Below are 19,155 nucleotides of genomic sequence, written 5' to 3' on the forward strand. Positions count from 1 at the left end.
TAATATTTTTATTTATTTAAATGATATTATACTTTCAAAACTAAACATACTAGGCTATTCACAATAACAATATATTACATTATATAATTCACACTTTAGTAAAGCACAAATTTAGATAAAACTAACTAAAATGAACTCGCTAATGTTAGCTTGTTCATATTACTTATTTTAACATAAATATCAGGATTTTCAAGTTTAATTTTTTCTTTTTTTGATAAAATGGAGTCCCAAATCAATTTTGGTGTTTTATATTGGCTATATGTACCTTCAAGTATTTTTCCATCGAGAAGTGAGAATAAGTAATCAAGATCATCATCTGAGTATGTTGGAACAAGTGCATAACCCTGGGAAACTTGAAGGTATTCGTCTCGATTAAACTCAAAAGAATCAATCCACCAATCAGAATACATCTCAAAACCATTTTTGCCATTAAGTTCATCACTTACTGCTTTAGCTGCACGATACCCACACATCAAGGCTCCCTGTACTTCTACTTCTACAAAAGCAGCACTATCGCCAATAGCAAGAACATTACCTATATAAGGTTTTTTTAATGACATATAGGCCTTAACTGCACAACCGTGTATATCAATAATTTGAGCATTTTCAAAAATATGTTTTAGTGGACTATTGCCAATAAGTTTTTGATAAATTAATTTTGGTCTTATATTAGCACTACCGGAAAGTGTCAATTCAATTATATTGTCCCCATATATACTAGGCCCTATTATTACTGCTGCATTAGAGTGATATGCTTTTCCATAGTATAAATTCCAACTGTTAGGTTCATATGAATTTACTCCCTCAAGAATATATTTTACAACATGGGCTGTCGTAAACAGTTTTCTGTTTTCATTGAGTCCGAATACCCCTGTTATATTCGCATTAACGCCTTCAGCTATAATTGCTTTTTTTGCTTTAAGTGAATAATGTTTATTTTTAGATTTGAGGTCTATTTCAACATGATCTCCAATGTCTTTTCCTCCGCATGCAAGTGTTGACATTCTTATATCTACTCCTAATTTTTCACATTCCTTTAGTAAATCATTAAGGAGTATATTCTTGTCAAATTTTACGGCGAATGGCTTTCTGTTAGGATGTGCAAAGTGTATTTTATGTCCATTAGGAGAGTGATAAAATTTGTTAATAACATCAACTAAAGGACCAGAGTATTTTACTTTGAAATTATTTTTTTGGAATTCCAGCATTCCTTGAGATACCTGAACGAACTCATTTTCATAGCCATCATCAAGAATTATTTGAGCAGAGCAAGCGCGTTTAAGATGATTAAAGCTTTTGTTTTTTTCAAAAATTACAACCTTAAGTCCCATTTCAGCTGCAGTTTTTGCAGCCATAAGTCCTGCGGGTCCAGCACCCACAATAACTAAATCAACTATATTATTCATATTTTCTTCTCCTTTCATAATACAAAATAATAGTTTATAAGGGGCATAATGACAATTTAAAAGAATTATATAAAAATTGCAAGAAAAATACAATAATAGTAAATTATTAAATGATAAAATATGTATAAAACTACAATAAAATGTAAATGATTATATGGATTAAAAGACTATTAAAACAAAGTTTTATAATGTAAAATAAATAATAGTATTACATAAATGGATTTATATAGGGGATGAAAAAATTTTAGTTCGGAAGGATGGGGTATAGATGGATACTAATGAAGTTTTTATCAGCAACATAAAAGCAATTGATACAGAAATTAATGATGGTTTTAATATATTGAATAAAAACTATAAGCTGGTGGAATTAGACTGTGGATGTTTTTCCAATCTCAAGATACAAAATATTGTGTATGATATAAAACAATATAATATAGTCGGAGTTGGTAATTTGCTAATGATGGTGTCGAAGGAATCAACGGAACTACAAATGCTTTCATTTGTAATTACACCTTATTATAAAAATCTACCACTTTTCTCAAATGACTATTTGTTTATGAAGGAAAAGAGGAGTTTCATAATAGAGTATTATGATTTGGTTAAGGATAAGGATTCACAGTATAATGCTTATATTAATAAGCTTAAGGTAATAAAGGATAAGTATGCAGATTTGCCAGATATGAAACAGAAAGAATGCTGGAATGATTCATTGAAGTCTGTATGTATAGCAAAAAGAACTTCGTTAGATCACGATAATGATATGTTTTCAATATTTAATGAAAACTTACATAACTTTATTGAGGCAGAACAGAATTCCAGTATTCTTTCAGAATACAATAGGAAGATTAAATGGCAGATTACCAAGGATTATGTTGATAAACTAATTGACATTGATGGGGTTTCTACAAATGTATTTAAAAATACTTTAGGTGCAGAAACCACAAGGAAGTTCTTCCATGATGTATTCTTTGGAATAGAAAAGTTTAAAATTTAATGATAAGCTTTTATAATAGCAAAAGACCCTCTTTTACAAGAAGGTCTTTTGCTCACATATTTATAATCAATTTAAGGGGGCTATCTGCTAAATATACTGAATTTCTTTTCTTCCTTATCATATATCTTTGGCAGTACAAAAATTATTGAACATATCATTAGAATAGATGAAATAGCAAATAAAACATGAAAGTTGCTAATAACTTGACTGCCAAATAAGGCATTATTAATTTTATAAATTATTCCTTTAGAGGATTCCATAAAAGCTCCTGCACAAACATAAGAAATACCGCTAGAAGTAGTTGTAATGATTGAATAATTAGCTAAAAACATAGATCTGTTTTTCTCTGGAGCAAGCCATATGGAAAAGTTATTTGATAATATCATAATTCCTTGGCTGAACAGTCCAAAAATCAGAAAGCTTATTGACATTACAATAATATATCTAGATGGAGTAGCAATACACCACAAAAGTGGAAGAATGCAAACAAAGCAGCAGCATAAACGCAGGATTGGTTTAGTACCATATTTGTCAGAGAGCAAACCAACTTTGTTAATAAATAATACTGTTGTAATACCAGCTAGAAATTGTTGAAATATTGATATTGTAAAATAATCAATTTTTAGCTGCTCAATCATATAAATATTTAAAAATGGAATTGCAAAATTAAACCCAAAATTCCAACATGAAATAAATACTATTAATTTTAAGTAATTTTTATCCTTAAATGGTTCAACCAGCATAGAAATAAAAGAAGAATTTTTTTCTGCCGGAGTCATTGCTGGTTCTTTAACTCCTATAAAACAAGTTGCATCTAATGAACCAAATATTGCTGCTATTGTAAATACAATTGCAAAACCAATAAGTGTGCTAAAACTATCCAAATACTTACCAAAGGCTACTCCTGCAATAATACCTGTTACTGCAGATATTGCTGTTCTTTTACCAAAGAAGCTGCCTTTTTGACTTGCAGGTACAATATCTCCCATCCATGAATTATAACTTATATTTACTACTGAATTTGCAATAGAATAAATGATAATAAGTGCAGTAATTATTATTAAAGCAAGCTGCTTGTTTTCTTTTGAAATAAGTATAGGTATTAGGACAATTGGTATCCAAATCAGTCTATGTACATAAGCCGATATAAGAAACATTTTCTTACGTTTACCTGTTTTTTCTAAGATATATGATGCGAAAATTTGTAAAACGCCACCAAGATATGGGGCAGCGGCTATGATGCTGTACAATAAGTCGTTTGCGCCTAATGCACGCAGAAATCCAGTAAGGGGTGCGCCATTAATGACTACAAAATAAACCCTGCCAAAAATAACAGCAGCTGTAATTAAAAATAAGCTTCTTTTGATTTCTTGTTCCGTAAATTTCTCAGTTTTGTTCATATTAGTATCCTCTATTGTGTATAAGTAAGTATAGTAAATATGTCAAATGACATAATCTTTGATATTTAGTAAAATTTCTAATATTTATCTGCAATGAAGAGCAATTTATGGTATAGGTTTAAAAAAATATCCATGTGTTGATTATATGTTCAACCGATAGTGTTGGTTGTAGGTTAACATAAAATCTAAAACAAATAAAATATTAAAACATATAACCATTGCTATTAAAACATCAAAACTGCAAATATATAGCAAGGGCTTTCGTAAACAACTGATTTGCAGATATCTATTGCTTATCAATTTTGGATGAACACTGATAGATTGAGTTCGCAAATTAACTATTTATTTTATTCTATAAGAAATAATACATTTTGGCTTGTCTACTTTTGCGATTTATTACTCAAATTTTGCCGAAAAATAAATAGGCATATAACTAAAAAGGCTTTGTTCCACTATTAATGGAACAAAGCCTTAAGCTAAACTTAATAAACATAAAATTTCTATGGTTAGTATAGAATATGTAAGTGCATATATCATTCTTAATGCTACTTGCTTATTTAATATCAGGTAAACATTCTAAATTAAAAACTGATGATTCAGAGGAGTACTCAATATCATCAAGTACGCCATTAAAGTAGTTTTCATACGCGGTAAAATCAAAATAACCATGGCCGCTTAAGCAGAATAAAATAACTTTTTCTTCGCCAGCCTCTTTTGCTAATAATGCCTCATCCATGGCAGCACGAATAGCGTGAGCAGATTCTGGAGCTGGGACTATTCCTTCAGCTTTTGCAAAAGCTACTGCAGCATCAAATACTGCTTTTTGACCATATGCTTTAGCCTCTATAATGCCATCGTGATACAGTTGACTAACAGTAGCTGAATCTCCATGATATCTTAATCCCCCTGCATGAATACCAGATGGTACAAAATCGTGACCAAGAGTATACATTCTCGCGATTGGTGCCATTTTTGCAACATCACCATAATCATATGCAAATATACCTTTTGTAAGTGTAGGACATGCAGTCGGCTCTACAGCTACTGCTCGAACTTTCTTTCCATTAAATTTATCTTGCAAAAATGGGAATGAAATTCCTGCAAAATTTGTTCCACCGCCACAGCAAGCAAAAATCATATCAGGATATTCATCAATCATTTCCATTTGCTTTTTAGCTTCTATTCCTATAATTGATTGATGTAAGCATACATGATTTAAAACACTGCCTAATGCATAGTTTGTATCTGCATGGGTTGCAGCATCCTCAACAGCTTCACTTATTGCAATTCCAAGACTGCCAGTACAATCAGGATCCTTTTCTAAAATGCTCCTACCGCTATTGGTTAGATTACTAGGACTTGCTACAACATTTGCTCCAAAAGTTTTCATAAAGGAACGTCTATATGGTTTTTGCTGATAACTTACTTTTACCATGTATACAGAACATTCAAGACCAAATTGGCTGGTAGCGAGACTTAATGCACTACCCCATTGTCCGGCTCCTGTTTCTGTTGCCAGCCTCTTAATACCAGCAATTTTATTATAATATGCTTGCGGAATAGCTGAATTTAGCTTATGACTCCCTGTGGCATTTGTTCCTTCATATTTGTAATAAATACGTGCAGGAGTATCAAGCTGCTTTTCAAGATTTTTTGCGCGGTAAAGAGGGCTTGGGCGAAATTGACGATACATTTCGCGAACTTCTTTTGGTATATCAATATAACGTTCAGTAGACATTTCTTGTTTAATTAATTCGTCAGGGAAAATAGCTCTCATATCGTCGGCTTGAATGACTTCATGTGTTACTGGATTACGATATGCAGCTGGTTTGTTTGGCATATCTGCAATGATATTGTACCATTGCTTTGGAATTTCACTTTCAGGCAGAATTACCTTTGTAATCTCATCTCGTCTCATACGAATCATCTCTCCTCATCTATAAACTGTGTTAGCTATCAAAATTATAATCCAGTTTTTTAGGATAATTTCATTTCTAGTCATCTATTTACATATATTACGCAATTATAAACTTAGAATAAATTTTTGAAATATTTATTGCTTTAATAAAATTGTAGGCAATAAACTAAAAACTCAACTGATAGCTAATAAAATAGACCTTAATATTATTTTATTAGAAATACAAATAAAGTCAACTAATATTTATTTTATTGTGTATTAATATAATCTTTGCGGCATAATTAACTATTTTTCGCCAACAAATTTAAACAAATATCTTTAGCCAAGTAACCTGTTTATCTAAGTTGTACTCGTGTACCAGTAAAAGCTAAGTGTAATATAATAGCGCTGGCTTACTGGTACTTCCGAACCAGCTAATCTAAATATACTTACTCACAAGATATCTGTTGATGTCAGTGTCTATTTCATGAACGAGCCATAGATATATATTGCACGGAAGTACTATTTAAGCACTTTACTATATATATATTTTTTTTTGCAACAGCCTCCCTATAGAATCAACTATCCACACCAGCAAATTTTTACGTGAAAACTTGATTCTTATAAGTATAAAATGGAATCTCACATAATATAGATTATATAAATTTGACTTTATTAAAGTTCAAAATATAATGGGGGAAGTAGCATTGAAAAATTACTTTTTTTCTTACATAGATGATATCCCAAAAGAATTGCATAGTGAACTTTTCACAGTTCAGCATTTTTTATCAATTGGTATGATAATGTGTGCATGGATAATTTTAATTTTGATTTACAAAGATAAAAGTGTTAAGGCAAAGTGGAGGCTTATGGCAATAACTAGCCTATTGCTGCCATTGCTTGAAGTATCTATGATGATATGGTACAAGAGTGTTGGACAGTTCTCATTTGGCTATTCGCTTCCATTACATTTATGCAGCTTAATGTGCATAATTATGCCTATCACAGTTTTTACTAAAAATAATTTGCTTATGGAATACTCATATGCAATGGGATTAGCGCCATCTCTAATAACTCTTTTCACTCCAGACGTATATTATTATCCAACCTTTTCGTTTTTATATATTCAAACAATGCTTGTACACGGAGTTATCTGTTTTATTCCTATATTTTTTATATTTTGCTTAGGGTTTAAGCCTAATATCCGCAATCTGCCAAAGGCAATAGCTATGCTTTTTTGTCTAGCAGTAATGATAATTCCTGTAAATTACATAACAAATGGCAATTACTTTTTCTTAAGGTATCCAGCAAAAGGTTCAATTATGGAATACTTCTCGAGCATATTTGGTAGTCCAGGATACCTTATTCCTGTATTTTTTGTAGGTTGTATTCTTTGGCTGCTAATGTATTTGCCATTTGCTTTAATTGAACAAAAAAGGAAATTTAAAAAGCCTGCTTTTTTGACTCAGAAAAACATTAATAACAGAAAATTCAGCATTTAGATATAATAAAACCAACATTCATAATTAAAGCTTGGAATTGAAATATATATCTAATTTAATTTTTTATTAATCAGATATTAATAAGCATGTAACAAAGATCTGATATAATAAGTTTAAATAAAAAATAAATTATTAATCTTAGTTGATGAAAGGAGGGGGTACATGTATAAGTTTAAAACAATTAGATGTAAAAACTGCGATTCTGTTGTATATAATCTACCAGTAAACGAAATTAATAAATTGAAGGTTACTAATATAAGATGTGAAGATTGTATAGAACATAGTGCTAGTGAAAAATCTAAAATTAAAAAAGTAGTCTAGAATAAAAAATACTAGAATAATTAAAGTTGCTAAACAATTAAAGCAAGATGAAGAAGCTGAAAGATACAAGTTAACATTTGATGTCCAGAAGTAAATAATCGCTTATTATAGGCGCTTTTTTTATAGTCTTTTTTGGATTATTAATCTGATGATTAATTGTACTTTTATTTATAATGACTAATATTAGCTAAGAAAATGCTAAAGAGAATTAAGCATTTACCTAATTCTCTTTAAAGGTTTTATAGCAGGACCTTCGATAACATTGCCTTTAAAATCAAACCTTGATGCATGGCATGGACAGTCCCATGTTTTTTCGGCGGAATTCCAACGCAGTTCACAGCCTAGATGGGTACAGGTTGTATCAACAACGTAGATACAGCCATCTATGTCACGATATGCACCAGCTTTTTCTCCGTCCATTTTAACAGGTTTTCCTTCTTCCAAATCCAAGCTAAATTTTTCTGGTAAAGATTTAGTCTTTCCCTCAATTAGATTTTCCACAACATTCAAATTTTGAACATAAAAGTTTTTAGAAAAAACAGGCTTAAGTCTATTTGGCGCAAAAATATACTCATAAGGACTGCTCCCTGATATGATTAAATCTCTGATAATCATAGCTGCCGAGGTGCTGCTGGTCATACCCCATTTTGCAAAGCCTGTGGCAACAAATATATCCTTTTTTGAAGAAGTAATATTTCCTATATAGGGGATATCATCCATGACAGTATAGTCCTGTGCTGACCAACGATAAGGAATATCAGCAGCAGAAAATGTATTTTTTGCATACAAAATTAAATTTTTGTAGTGTTCATTTTCTTTATCATCTTGCCCAGTTTTATGATGTTCTCCACCAATTAAAATTAGTTGTTCATCGTTTTCAATTGGCTGATATCTCAACGATCTGGTAGGCTGCTCATAAGATATATACATTCCTCCTGGGAATTTATTGGGGGATTTTGCAGCAACCACATAGGAACGTTCACCATACATTTTTGTTGCATATAGTCCCCATCCATCATAAAATGGGAATTGCGTTGTTATAATTACTTTATTTGATGAGATACTGAAGCCGCCTTTTATTGAGGTTACACAATTATCACCATGATGTATATCTAAAGCAGTTGTATTTTCAAATATTTGTCCGCCTTTTTTTGTGAATATATCGGCTAATGCAAGCAGATATTTTCTTGGATGAAATTGAGCTTGATTATCAAAGCAAATGGCACCTTTAATTTCTAATGGAAGTGGTAAGCTGGATTTATAGGATGCAGGCAAGCCCAAAGAAATAGCTGCATTAACTTCTTCTTCAATTTTTGAAATATATTGTTCGTCTTGAGTAAATACATAGTTAGGTTGTCTGCTGAAATCACATTTTATATTATTTTCAGAGATTATTTTATCTATTACAGAAATTGCTTTTTCGTTTATTTGACCATAGATGAGAGCACCCTCGTTGCCAATTTGTTTTATTAGTTTCGCATATTTTAAATCATGTAAAGAAGTGATTTTAGCAGTAGTATGTCCGGTAGCTGCTGCTGCAATTCTATTAGTATCAATAAGAACAACATCGAACCCTTCCTTTTGAAGGATATAAGCCGTAGTTATACCTGTAATACCACCGCCAATTATCAGGATATTAGTTTTTATATTACTTCCAAGTTGAGGATAGTTCGTTTGTGGTGTAGAAGCTATCCAATAAGATTCTGGGGCTTTAATAAAAGTCTTTTCTACTAAATTTTGTGGCATAGATTGTCTCCTTTTGAGTATATGCTATTTAACTCAACTTTTCCAGTTGAATGTAGACGTTAAACTTATCAATGGGAATTTTAGTTTTTAAATTTAACTTTCCTATTTAAAAATCGCAGATGTTAAATTATCGATGGAAAGTTGAATTATTTAATAAATAAACTTTCACTGCTAAGTATGACACTTACAATTTTTTTACTGGATAAGTTTTGTTAGACTATTATTATATCCAGAAAATAAAAAAATATTTCTATAAACGTATATAAAAAAAAGGCTATCTTCAATATGCTTTTAACATATTAAAGATAGCCTATTTTTATATATTTAATATTTATGCTTTTAGCATCTGATAAAAGGCTTCGCTTTGCTTTTTGAATTCATCTGAAATTGAACGACCTTCTTCAAGAACAGATAAGGCTTCTTCATTTCTTCCATTTTCACATAAAATAACAGCTAGATCATGGAAAGGATCAGTGTATTTTCTGTCAGATAAATCAATAGCCTTTTTTAAGTATAAAATACCATTTTCAACATCGCCAAGCTTTGCGATAGATAGCCCATAACCCTTGTTTATATATGGATCTGACGGATACTTTTCAATTAGTTTTTTATTGGCTTCGTAAGACTGTTTATAGTTTTCAAGCATAAAAGAAACATATCCATATAATTTTAATGCTTCTTCATTATCAGGTTCTGCCAAGAGTACTTTAGATAATAGAAGTTCTGCCAGTTGATTGCTGTTGTTATCAGCAAATTTCTGGGCCTTTTCAAGCATAGTTTGAACATCAGTAAGCCTTTCAAATTGGGCTTCTGCTTTTTTTATAGCATAATTATATGAACAATAAGTATTTTCGGCATAAACAGATTTTCCGAGTGTTAACTTTGTATTTCCGCAGCCCCCTAGACATCTGTTACCAAATAGACATTTTTGACAGATACCTGATAGCTTATCCTTTGTCATTTCACGGTTCCAAGAGAAGCTTGTTGGATCATTCCATATATCTATCAAAGATTTTTCACGAATATTTCCTTCAATGAACTCTCTGTTTCTGATAGAAGTACACCCAACAACATCGCCATTATGTAATATACCTAGCCCATATTTACCTGCAGCACAACCGTTCCATGAATATACATCGCCTTCACGGGCTTTTCTTCTGATTTCAATTTCTTTTTTGTTAAAGTAACCTATACAATCAGCAAGCTGAATTTCGACACCGCCTTTAATCATAGCATTGTAGGCGAAATCGATTAATTGGTCAACATGATGAGGTTGAGTTACCAATTCTGAATTTTTAGACATATTACCCATAGGAAGACCAAGCTGTAGCTGCCATCCGAAAATATGTTTTTGAGAAAGGATATTGTGTATTTCATTGAGTTCATTTAAGTTAATATTATTAATAGTGGTTATAACTGAGCAGTTTAAGCCGTTTGCAGTCAAAATATCAATTGCACTCATAATTCTATCATAAGAGCCTTCTTTTCTAATAAAATCATGTGTGCTTTTGAGACCATCCAAGCTAAGCGCAACAGTATTTACACCTGCTGCTTTGGCTCTTTTTGCAATGTCATCATTCATAAGCCAGCCATTAGTAATCATATTGGGTATTACACCATTATCATTTAATCTTTTTGCAATGAGATCCCAGTCTTTTCTAGTGGTTGGTTCTCCACCAGATAGTGTAATCCATCGAAACCCAAGCTTTCCTATATCGTCGCACAGTCTTAAGGCTTCATCTGTAGTAAGCTCTCCATCAAGCGGATTTTCACAGGATGAACCACAATGCTTGCATCTTAAGTTACATCCCATTGTTATTTCCCATACTCCTGTAATGGGTCTATACTCTACACTCATTTTATCCTCCCTATTTAATGGGGGATGCGGATAAACTCCGCATCCTAAGTTTTCATAATACCTATAGGAATATTATGTACTTGATACTAAATATAATCAGTTTGAGAATTACTCGATTTCTGGTTTAATTCCATATAATGGTATAATTGGACCTGGTTCAATACCATATAGTGGTTTTACATCAATAGGAGGAATTTTAATTCCGTAAAATAATCTAATTGGTGGTTCGATTTTTGCAGATGATGAAAGGGAGTCAGATACATAACCTCCTACCATATCTAATAATTCCTCATCACTCAATTCAATCATTTTTTTGATTTCATTTTCCATACTATACACCTCTTTCAATAAATTTACCTATAGGTATTATGAGTCCCTTTATTATTATATTATGGAAATTATACTTTATAAACATATTTTGTTAAATATTAAAATAATTTTAATTTATTTTACAAAATTTTGTGGGAAATATACAAAACAATTAGAAAAAAGTCATTAAAAATCTGAATGAGTCTGAGGGTATTCTAATTTTTATGCAATTGAAAATATAACTCTTAAATTACATTCCATTATTATTTTCAATATACCTGTAATAGGTCTATATTGAAAAGACATTTTATATTGCTTATTTAATTGGGATGCGGATAAATTCCGCATCCTAAGAATTTATAATACCTATAGGAATATTATGTATTAAATAATTTAAAATATTACTGAGTTTGTATTACTTTATAATATTTATAATGTCCTTAATAATTGAAATTGAAGGCTTAACTCCGTATAACAATACTGGTAAACTTGAAGCTATTGGAACTAAGTTTGAAGAATAACCACCTACCATATCTAGTAATTCTTCATCACTTAGTTCAACCATCTTATTGTTTTCTATCTGCATGATATTCACTCCTTTCAATTAAATTTTTTTAATAAAATTATCTTAAATAAAACTTCTTAAATAAAACTTCTTAAATAAAACTTCTTAAATAAAACTTCCTATAGGCATTAGAAGTTACAATTCTATTATATTATGGAATGTTGTAATTAAAATACATATATTTCTAAAAAACTATAAATATTGTTAATTAACCATTTTATGCTAAAAATAAACAAAAAATTAATCAAATATCTAACTGAGTTTGAAGGTATAATTTTTGTATATTAATTTGCTTGCAATTTGTTTTATCCCTATCTTTATTATGTGCACATGGGCCTAATTTGTTTGTACATAAAAATCTGAATTCGCATTTTGTACAGGATTTATCATCCATTTGATTTATTGGCAGTTTTGCTCTGATATTTTTAAAAACATCATTTTCAAACATCTTTGCCAATGAATCAGTTTGTATATTACCAAGCTTATAATCATCGTTTTCAAAGCATTGGCATGGGAATACATCTCCATTGCTGGTTACGAAAAAGGATGGATAGCATGCAAGAAGATTAGGTGTTTTAGGAGGTATAAATCTGCCGCCATGGCCAAAAGAAAAGATATTAATTGTTCTAGATATTTTATTATTCTTACCTTCTATTTGGGCTTCATCTAAATATGTTTTACGCAAACTGTGAGCCACTTTGGTTATATAATCTTTTTCATTAACAGAAAGAAAATTATCTACTTCAGGATCATCTATCTTACCATATTGGGTCATTGACCAAGAAAGAGTACAATTACATAATCTTTTACTTATTTCTGAAACGAGAATATCAAGGGAATTTATGTTTATTGCAGAAACTATAGGCTTTATAGTTATACTTAGTTTTTTAGTTTTTAGTGAGAATTCATTTATTCTTTCAAATGCTTCAAATATTTTATTTTTTACATCAGAATTTGGATTTCCCCATAATGCATCTAGTTCTTTGTCTACTATACTATCTAAGCTTATTGTAAAACCATCAACGCATTCGGAGAGCTCTTCAATATTCATAGAATTCAAAAGCGTGCCATTAGTTATAAAATGGGTTTCTAAACCTATTCTTTTGGCTTCATTGCAAAGGTCTGTCAAGTCAGTATTTAATGTAGGTTCACCACCAGTAAAAATGACTTTTTTACCACCCATATCCTTAAATTCTCTTAACAAATTGATAAATTTATCTTTTGATACTATTGAATTTGATTTTTTATTTATTCTCTTATGTCTTTCGTTTTTATTAAAGCAATAGATACAGTTTAAATTACACTTATCTGTTAAGCTTATATAAATATCATTAAAAGGGTATTTTTCTATTGCATTGATATCATAAATTTCATTCATCCAGTCAGCCTCTGGAGGGGTATGGTTATATGACAAGAAACCATTTTGTATTAAAGCCTCAATAAAAGGAATAACATCTTCATTAAATATTGAGTCATTAATTTGATATTGATTAATTAACTTTTCTTTGACAATTCCTAGATTATTACTATTATGAATTGCATTATATATTGATGCTCCTATTTCATCCATTGCAATCCAATAATGTATTGATGGATTAAATAATATATATGTATTTTGATCATTTTCAATAATAGACTCATAATTATCAACTTTGTATAAATAATTAGTGTAATTATCAAATAATGCAATATTTTCGTTTATGTTTTGCATAAGATATCCCCTTTTACCTAAATTTTATAAGCAGGCCTATTCAAGTAATTAAAATATCAAAGTAACTAATAATCCTATATAGAAATACTTATGTATAAATTATTTTTTTGTTAATATGTCTATTTCATCTTTAAAGTCGAATGGGTTTGCAATTATACCACTTAGTGGCGGAAAAATTTTAATATCAATTGGCAATTTAATGGATGTTATTCCTCCGTTTGTTTCAAGGGATTCTTTTTCTGATATTTCATTTAGGTTTAATTTATTAAAATTAGGCTTTTGTATTGATGGCTTTTTCCACATAATAAAAATACCTCCTAAAATATTTTTTGTAAGATAATACCTGAAATGGCCTGCATATACAAATTATACCATAAATCTAAATTAATGTAAAACATTGATTGTAAACTTATCGATATATTAGTCGGAATTACTCTTTTCTTATAATATTTGATGAAATAATGGACACTATTTTCTTTAATTTCACTTGTCGAGTCTGTTAAGATTGAAGGTGTATTTGTACTAAATCCTGCAAATACACTTACAATTTACAGTAGTGCCAATTTTGCTTCCTTTAATATTTTTGGATTTTAAAATTAATGCTTGATTTTTAATAGGATAAAAAGATGCTTTTAATCATTTTAGTCCAATTTTTGTCGAATAAAGAATGTTTAGGTAGTGTTTACAAAATTAATATTCAATAGTAACATTATTATTAGAAAGACGGTGTGAATAGCTGAAAATATTAGTAGTTCACATCTTTTTTAGCAGGGTTCACAAAATAATGCAGATACAAATGGAGATTTACATATGCAAAATCCGTTTAAACGATATTATTGTATCAAACAGCATGATATTACCGACTGCGGTGCGGCATGTCTTGCGACGATAAGCAAGCAATATGGGTTTAAAACATCAATAACCAAAATAAGAGAAGTTGCGGGAACAGATAAACAGGGAACTAATGCATATGGAGTAATTAAAGCAGCAGAAGTCCTTGGTTTTACTGCAAAAGGAGTAAAGGGCGATAAGGAAGCCTTTTTTTCCGAATTTCCTCTGCCCTGTATCGCACATGTCGTTGTAGAAGGTACTCTTTTGCACTATGTAGTTATACATAAAATTACAAAAAAGCAGGTGCTAGTTGCTGATCCAGGTAAAGGTATTATAAAATATTCGCCTGAGGATTTCTTTAAAATCTGGACAGGCGTGCTTATACTGATGGTTCCCAATGCAACATTTAAAAAGGGTGATGAGACAAAGGGGCTTTTTTCGCGTTTCTTCAATTTAATGTTGCCGCAAAAAAGACTATTAATTAATATATTCTTTACTTCTCTTATATACACCATGTTAGGTATTACAGCATCCTTTTATTTTACATTTCTTTTAGATGACATACTTCAATATAATCTTGAAAAAACCTTACATGTAATATCAATAGGGATTATTTTGCTATATTTGTTTCAAACCTTGCTTGGGGCATTCCGTTCCCATATGGTGTTATATCTTTCACAAAAGATAGATATACCGCTTATATTAGGGTATTATCAGCATGTTCTTGGACTTCCGATGAATTTCTTCGGAACAAGGAAAGTGGGAGAGATAATTTCTCGTTTCATGGATGCTTCAAAGGTTCGTGATGCAATTTCAGGTGCAACGCTTACTATAATGATAGATACGCTAATGGCTGTTGCTGGAGCCATAATTCTATATACTCAAAATTCCATGCTTTTTGCAATAACAGTAATAATAGCGATAGTGTACGGGGTAATTGTATTTTCATTTAATAAACCCATCAAAAATGTTAATAAGGAGCAAATGGAACATAATGCCCAATTAACTTCTTATCTGGTGGAGTCATTAAATGGAATTGAAACTGTAAAAACCTTTAATGCAGAGTGGGAGGCGTCAATAAAGACAGAAGGCAAGTTTATAAAGCTTCTCAAAGCAATTTTCAAGGGAGGAATTATAAATAATCTTCAAAGTTCCATAACAAGTTTTACGGCACTTGTAGGGGGTGTTGTTATCCTTTGGGTTGGTGCTTGGAATGTTATTAAAGGTAATATGACTGCTGGTCAGTTGCTATCCTATAATGCACTTTTGGGATATTTTCTTGAACCAATAAAAAATCTGATAAATCTTCAGCCAATGTTGCAAACTGCTATTGTAGCTTCTGACAGGTTAGGTGAAATATTTGATCTTGAACTGGAAAAAGGGGAAAATGAAGATAAGAAAATAAAACCTTCAGATATAAAAGGAGATATTTGCTTTCAAAACGTGGATTTCAGATATGGTACTCGTGCAATGGTATTAAATAACATAAATCTGACCATAAAGTATGGGGAAAAGATTGCCTTTGTCGGCGAGAGTGGTTCTGGTAAAACCACTTTGGTAAAGCTGCTTATGAATCTTTACCCTTGGGAAAAGGGCGAAATAACCATAAAGGGGTACAATGTCAAAGACATAAATTATGATGTATTGAGAGAAAAAATTGCATATATATCTCAAGACATTTTTATGTTCAGTGGTACTATACGAGAAAATTTATGCCTGGGAAATAAAAATCTTGAAATGGAAGAGATAATCGAAGCATGCAAAATGGCTCAGGCTCACGATTTTATTAATAAATTTCCTCTACGATATGAAACTAATTTAGAAGAAAACGGTGCAAATTTATCTGGAGGTCAAAAACAGAGACTTGCCATAGCTAGAGCTATTCTAAAAAAACCAGATATATTCATAATGGACGAAGCTACTAGTAATTTAGATTCAATTGCAGAAAAGGCTATCGAAAAAACAATTGAAACAGTATGCAAAGGAGTTACAACAATAATAATTGCTCATAGGCTAAGCACTATTAAGCGTTGTGACAGAATATATGTTATGGAAGAAGGCAAGATAATTGAAATAGGCAGTCACTTTGAACTTATGAGCAAAGGTGGCAGATATTATGAGCTTTGGAAGGAACAACTGCCTGACAACATAGAGGACAATAGTGTTAAAAGTACAAATGATAATGTATCCAAAAATGAAAATACATGCTATGATGTTAACTCAAAAAAAGAAAACACACTTAATAGGGATATGCTTTCTAATGTAGCAGTGTCATCTGCTCAGACTGGAGAATAAATGTGTATTGCTCCCTAAGTTAGAAAAATAGGGTGATTAGTATAAAAATGCGAAAGTTACATTTTAATTAAAAATATTTTAGGTGTTTTAGCCATAAAGCAATGAATATACACTTTTTTATATTTATGTCGCTATTGGTGCCAGCGAAATGGAGGGTAACATGAAAGATATAATAATAGATATAGACGACCTTACAGACAGTCGTGAAATGTATCGTTCAAAACCGCATTCCTTTGTATGGGTATTTACATATATTATTATTGGTTTGGTAATAGCAGCTATATTATGGGCAAGCTTTGGAAAAAAGGAAATTGTAATTAAAGCAAGTGGACAAGTAAGACCTGAAGTAGGTATAGGTACAGTTAATAATAATATCGCAGGAGAAATTGAAAGTATAAATTATAAGCAGGGCATGACTGTAAAAGCTGGTGATATATTATACATAATCAAGCATGATAATCTCTTGGTGGAGAAAGAGGCTTATGATACTCAGCTTACTGACCTTCGTAAAGAATTAGCAAATCTTAATATGTACAGAAAATCAATTGTTTCTGGTACAAATGCATTTGACAAAGACAGTGAGCCAATGTACTTCGAAAAGGTTAGGAAGCTGATGATGGATATCCACTACACTCAGACAGATACAAATTATAAAATTACAAAGCTAAAAGAGGAGCGCCGTATCAATAGCAGTCAGCTTTCCGATTATCAGACTGAGCTAGCTTGTTTAAAAAACTATATAAGGTCCTTAGATGAAAGTAAGAATTACTTAGCTAGTAACAGTGAAATTGAAAAACGATACATCAAAAAGTATGAAAATTATATATTTTCCCAGAAGGATATTGAGCGTAAATTTGACCAACAGTCGGATGAAATTAATAAAAATAGCTTTGAGGCTTTAAAGCAAGCTCTAGAAGAAGAAAGAAAATTATTAGATGCTTATGAAACTCTCAAAAAAAGTGTTAACGTGGGAGAAAACTATTTTTCTGTAAATGACAGTTACAAGACACTTTATACGGATTATATATATGAACTCAATACCCTTAAAAACACATATGATGAGCTAAAACGTGTGTATGAGTCTTATGAAGCGTTAAGTGGAGCAGCGATATCATATTCTGAGCTTGAAAATGCCAAAATTCAGATGCAGAAGGCAGAAGGAGAATATACCGTATTTAAAAGTAACTTTTTATCTGATTTAGATAAAACCATTACTCAAAAAAAGGTAAGAGTTGCTGAACTAGAAAGCAGTGTTTCAGGGACTCTGGATAAAGACAGACTTTTAGAGTTAAATGAAAAAGATAAAGAAAATGCCTTAAAAAGGCTTTATATTAATGAGAGACAGGTTGCTTCTGATTTAATGGATAGTTTGACAAACAAAATAAATTTGCTCAGACTCAATATAGAATTAGGAGAAGCTGAATTAAATACAATTTTAGACGCTACTGGTAAAAATAATATCAATTTTTCACTGGTAGAAAGGTTAAAGTCTCAAGAGATTATAGCAACTGATGAAAAAATTAAAAATACTTCTGATAAAATAGCGTCAATAGAACAGAACATAAAAAGACTGCAATTAGATATTGATAGAGCTATAGTGAGAGCTAATATTGACGGAGTTGTAAACGTAATATCGCAAATATATAAAGGTGATTTCGTACCAAGCGGAAGAGAGATTTTGACAGTAATACCAGACAATAATTCTAGTTTTATAATGCAAATCAATATTAACAACCAGGATATTGGAGAAATAAATATAGGAGATGCCGTTAAGTATAGTTTTGCTGCACTTCCATATCGGGAATACGGTCAGATAACGGGAAGGATAATCAGCATATCGCAGGATTCAATAATTGACAAGAACTCAGGACAAAGTTTTTATATTGTTGAGGCTACTGTTCCGAATACTAAGCTTTATACTAAAGCAGGAAAACAGGGAGATATTAAAGTAGGTATGCTGTGTGAAGCAAATATCGTAACTAAGCAAAAAAGTTATTTAGAGTACTTTCTGGAAAAGATAAATTTTTTGGAGTAAATGGATATATATTCATGAATATATTGAAATGAATAATGATAGTTCAGTTTAATGTTTGATTGTATTACGATACTAGTATTTCATTAAACCCACTTCCGAAGATGGGATGGGTGTTTTCAGGATTAAAAGTAATACAATTAGATACTATAATTATTCAAACACAGTCATGTTTAGCATGAAAAAATAGGTGAAAAGATTCTATATTATTTAAAGTAAAGACATGGTCATTAAAATAACATTTAAAATATCTGAATAATACTTGTGTTAATTTGACACAGTATATCC

General features: G+C 30.9%; 13 protein-coding genes. 4 read left to right on the plus strand and 9 right to left on the minus strand.

What is annotated here, in order from left to right; genetic code table 11:
- Nucleotides 1-125: 125 nt before the first annotated feature.
- A complete protein-coding gene (locus EHE19_RS04625; protein ID WP_137698171.1) occupies nt 126-1,406 on the minus strand; it encodes an FAD-dependent oxidoreductase in 1,281 nt (426 codons plus the stop codon).
- A 268-nt stretch (nt 1,407-1,674) separates the two neighbouring features.
- On the opposite strand from EHE19_RS04625, the gene EHE19_RS04630 reads away from it, so the two are divergent.
- Nucleotides 1,675-2,400, plus strand: coding sequence for a bilin reductase (locus tag EHE19_RS04630; protein WP_137698170.1), 726 nt, complete (start codon nt 1,675-1,677; stop codon nt 2,398-2,400).
- Between the two features lie 80 nt (nt 2,401-2,480).
- On the opposite strand, the gene EHE19_RS04635 is transcribed toward EHE19_RS04630, so the two are convergent.
- Nucleotides 2,481-3,800: an MFS transporter gene (locus EHE19_RS04635; RefSeq protein ID WP_137698169.1), complete on the minus strand. Its 1,320-nt coding sequence runs from the start codon at nt 3,798-3,800 to the stop codon at nt 2,481-2,483.
- Nucleotides 3,801-4,353: 553 nt separating this feature from the next.
- On the minus strand, nt 4,354-5,718 hold the full coding sequence (locus EHE19_RS04640; RefSeq protein WP_137698168.1) for a TrpB-like pyridoxal phosphate-dependent enzyme: 1,365 nt from the start codon (nt 5,716-5,718) through the stop codon (nt 4,354-4,356).
- Nucleotides 5,719-6,404: 686 nt separating this feature from the next.
- On the opposite strand from EHE19_RS04640, the gene EHE19_RS04645 reads away from it, so the two are divergent.
- Nucleotides 6,405-7,199 carry a YwaF family protein gene (locus EHE19_RS04645; protein WP_137698167.1) on the plus strand — a complete coding sequence of 265 codons (795 nt, stop codon included), beginning with the start codon at nt 6,405-6,407 and terminating at the stop codon, nt 7,197-7,199.
- Nucleotides 7,200-7,736: 537 nt separating this feature from the next.
- Here EHE19_RS04645 and EHE19_RS04650 read toward each other — a convergent pair.
- The 6 genes from EHE19_RS04650 to EHE19_RS04675 all read right to left on the minus strand — a co-directional run bounded on the left by EHE19_RS04650 (nt 7,737) and on the right by EHE19_RS04675 (nt 14,012).
- A complete protein-coding gene (locus tag EHE19_RS04650; protein WP_137698166.1) occupies nt 7,737-9,266 on the minus strand; it encodes an FAD-dependent oxidoreductase in 1,530 nt (509 codons plus the stop codon).
- A gap of 331 nt (nt 9,267-9,597) precedes the next feature.
- Nucleotides 9,598-11,124: a radical SAM/SPASM domain-containing protein gene (locus EHE19_RS04655; RefSeq protein WP_137698165.1), complete on the minus strand. Its 1,527-nt coding sequence runs from the start codon at nt 11,122-11,124 to the stop codon at nt 9,598-9,600.
- Nucleotides 11,125-11,232: 108 nt separating this feature from the next.
- On the minus strand, nt 11,233-11,454 hold the full coding sequence (locus EHE19_RS04660; protein ID WP_137698164.1) for a hypothetical protein: 222 nt from the start codon (nt 11,452-11,454) through the stop codon (nt 11,233-11,235).
- 394 nt (nt 11,455-11,848) lie between these two features.
- Complete coding sequence (locus EHE19_RS04665) at nt 11,849-12,019, minus strand: hypothetical protein (RefSeq protein ID WP_171003604.1); 171 nt, start codon at nt 12,017-12,019, stop codon at nt 11,849-11,851.
- A 223-nt stretch (nt 12,020-12,242) separates the two neighbouring features.
- Complete coding sequence (locus EHE19_RS04670; RefSeq protein WP_137698163.1) at nt 12,243-13,709, minus strand: radical SAM/SPASM domain-containing protein; 1,467 nt, start codon at nt 13,707-13,709, stop codon at nt 12,243-12,245.
- A gap of 99 nt (nt 13,710-13,808) precedes the next feature.
- Nucleotides 13,809-14,012, minus strand: coding sequence for a hypothetical protein (locus tag EHE19_RS04675; protein ID WP_137698162.1), 204 nt, complete (start codon nt 14,010-14,012; stop codon nt 13,809-13,811).
- 507 nt (nt 14,013-14,519) lie between these two features.
- Here EHE19_RS04675 and EHE19_RS04680 point away from each other — a divergent pair.
- Together EHE19_RS04680 and EHE19_RS04685 are read left to right on the plus strand one after the other, a co-directional pair.
- Entirely contained in the window at nt 14,520-16,835 is a 2,316-nt protein-coding gene (locus EHE19_RS04680) for a peptidase domain-containing ABC transporter (RefSeq protein WP_137698161.1), read from the plus strand.
- A 160-nt stretch (nt 16,836-16,995) separates the two neighbouring features.
- The gene (locus tag EHE19_RS04685; protein ID WP_137698160.1) at nt 16,996-18,870 is read left to right on the plus strand and encodes a beta-barrel domain-containing protein; all 1,875 of its coding nucleotides are present in this window, start codon (nt 16,996-16,998) and stop codon (nt 18,868-18,870) included.
- Nucleotides 18,871-19,155: the final 285 nt, after the last annotated feature.

The organism is Ruminiclostridium herbifermentans, from assembly GCF_005473905.2.
Taxonomy (GTDB): Bacteria; Bacillota; Clostridia; order Acetivibrionales; family DSM-1351; genus Ruminiclostridium; species Ruminiclostridium herbifermentans.

Bases quoted from the DNA above. Each gene is read 5' to 3' on its own strand.
- EHE19_RS04665 (WP_171003604.1), bottom strand. From the start codon at position 12,019: ATGCAGATAGAAAACAATAAGATGGTTGAACTAAGTGATGAAGAATTA.
- EHE19_RS04655 (WP_137698165.1), bottom strand. From the start codon at position 11,124: ATGAGTGTAGAGTATAGACCCATTACAGGAGTATGGGAAATAACAATG.
- EHE19_RS04670 (WP_137698163.1), bottom strand. From the start codon at position 13,709: ATGCAAAACATAAACGAAAATATTGCATTATTTGATAATTACACTAAT.
- EHE19_RS04660 (WP_137698164.1), bottom strand. From the start codon at position 11,454: ATGGAAAATGAAATCAAAAAAATGATTGAATTGAGTGATGAGGAATTA.
- EHE19_RS04685 (WP_137698160.1), top strand. From the start codon at position 16,996: ATGAAAGATATAATAATAGATATAGACGACCTTACAGACAGTCGTGAA.
- EHE19_RS04640 (WP_137698168.1), bottom strand. From the start codon at position 5,718: ATGAGACGAGATGAGATTACAAAGGTAATTCTGCCTGAAAGTGAAATT.
- EHE19_RS04675 (WP_137698162.1), bottom strand. From the start codon at position 14,012: ATGTGGAAAAAGCCATCAATACAAAAGCCTAATTTTAATAAATTAAAC.
- EHE19_RS04635 (WP_137698169.1), bottom strand. From the start codon at position 3,800: ATGAACAAAACTGAGAAATTTACGGAACAAGAAATCAAAAGAAGCTTA.
- EHE19_RS04630 (WP_137698170.1), top strand. From the start codon at position 1,675: ATGGATACTAATGAAGTTTTTATCAGCAACATAAAAGCAATTGATACA.
- EHE19_RS04680 (WP_137698161.1), top strand. From the start codon at position 14,520: ATGCAAAATCCGTTTAAACGATATTATTGTATCAAACAGCATGATATT.
- EHE19_RS04625 (WP_137698171.1), bottom strand. From the start codon at position 1,406: ATGAATAATATAGTTGATTTAGTTATTGTGGGTGCTGGACCCGCAGGA.
- EHE19_RS04650 (WP_137698166.1), bottom strand. From the start codon at position 9,266: ATGCCACAAAATTTAGTAGAAAAGACTTTTATTAAAGCCCCAGAATCT.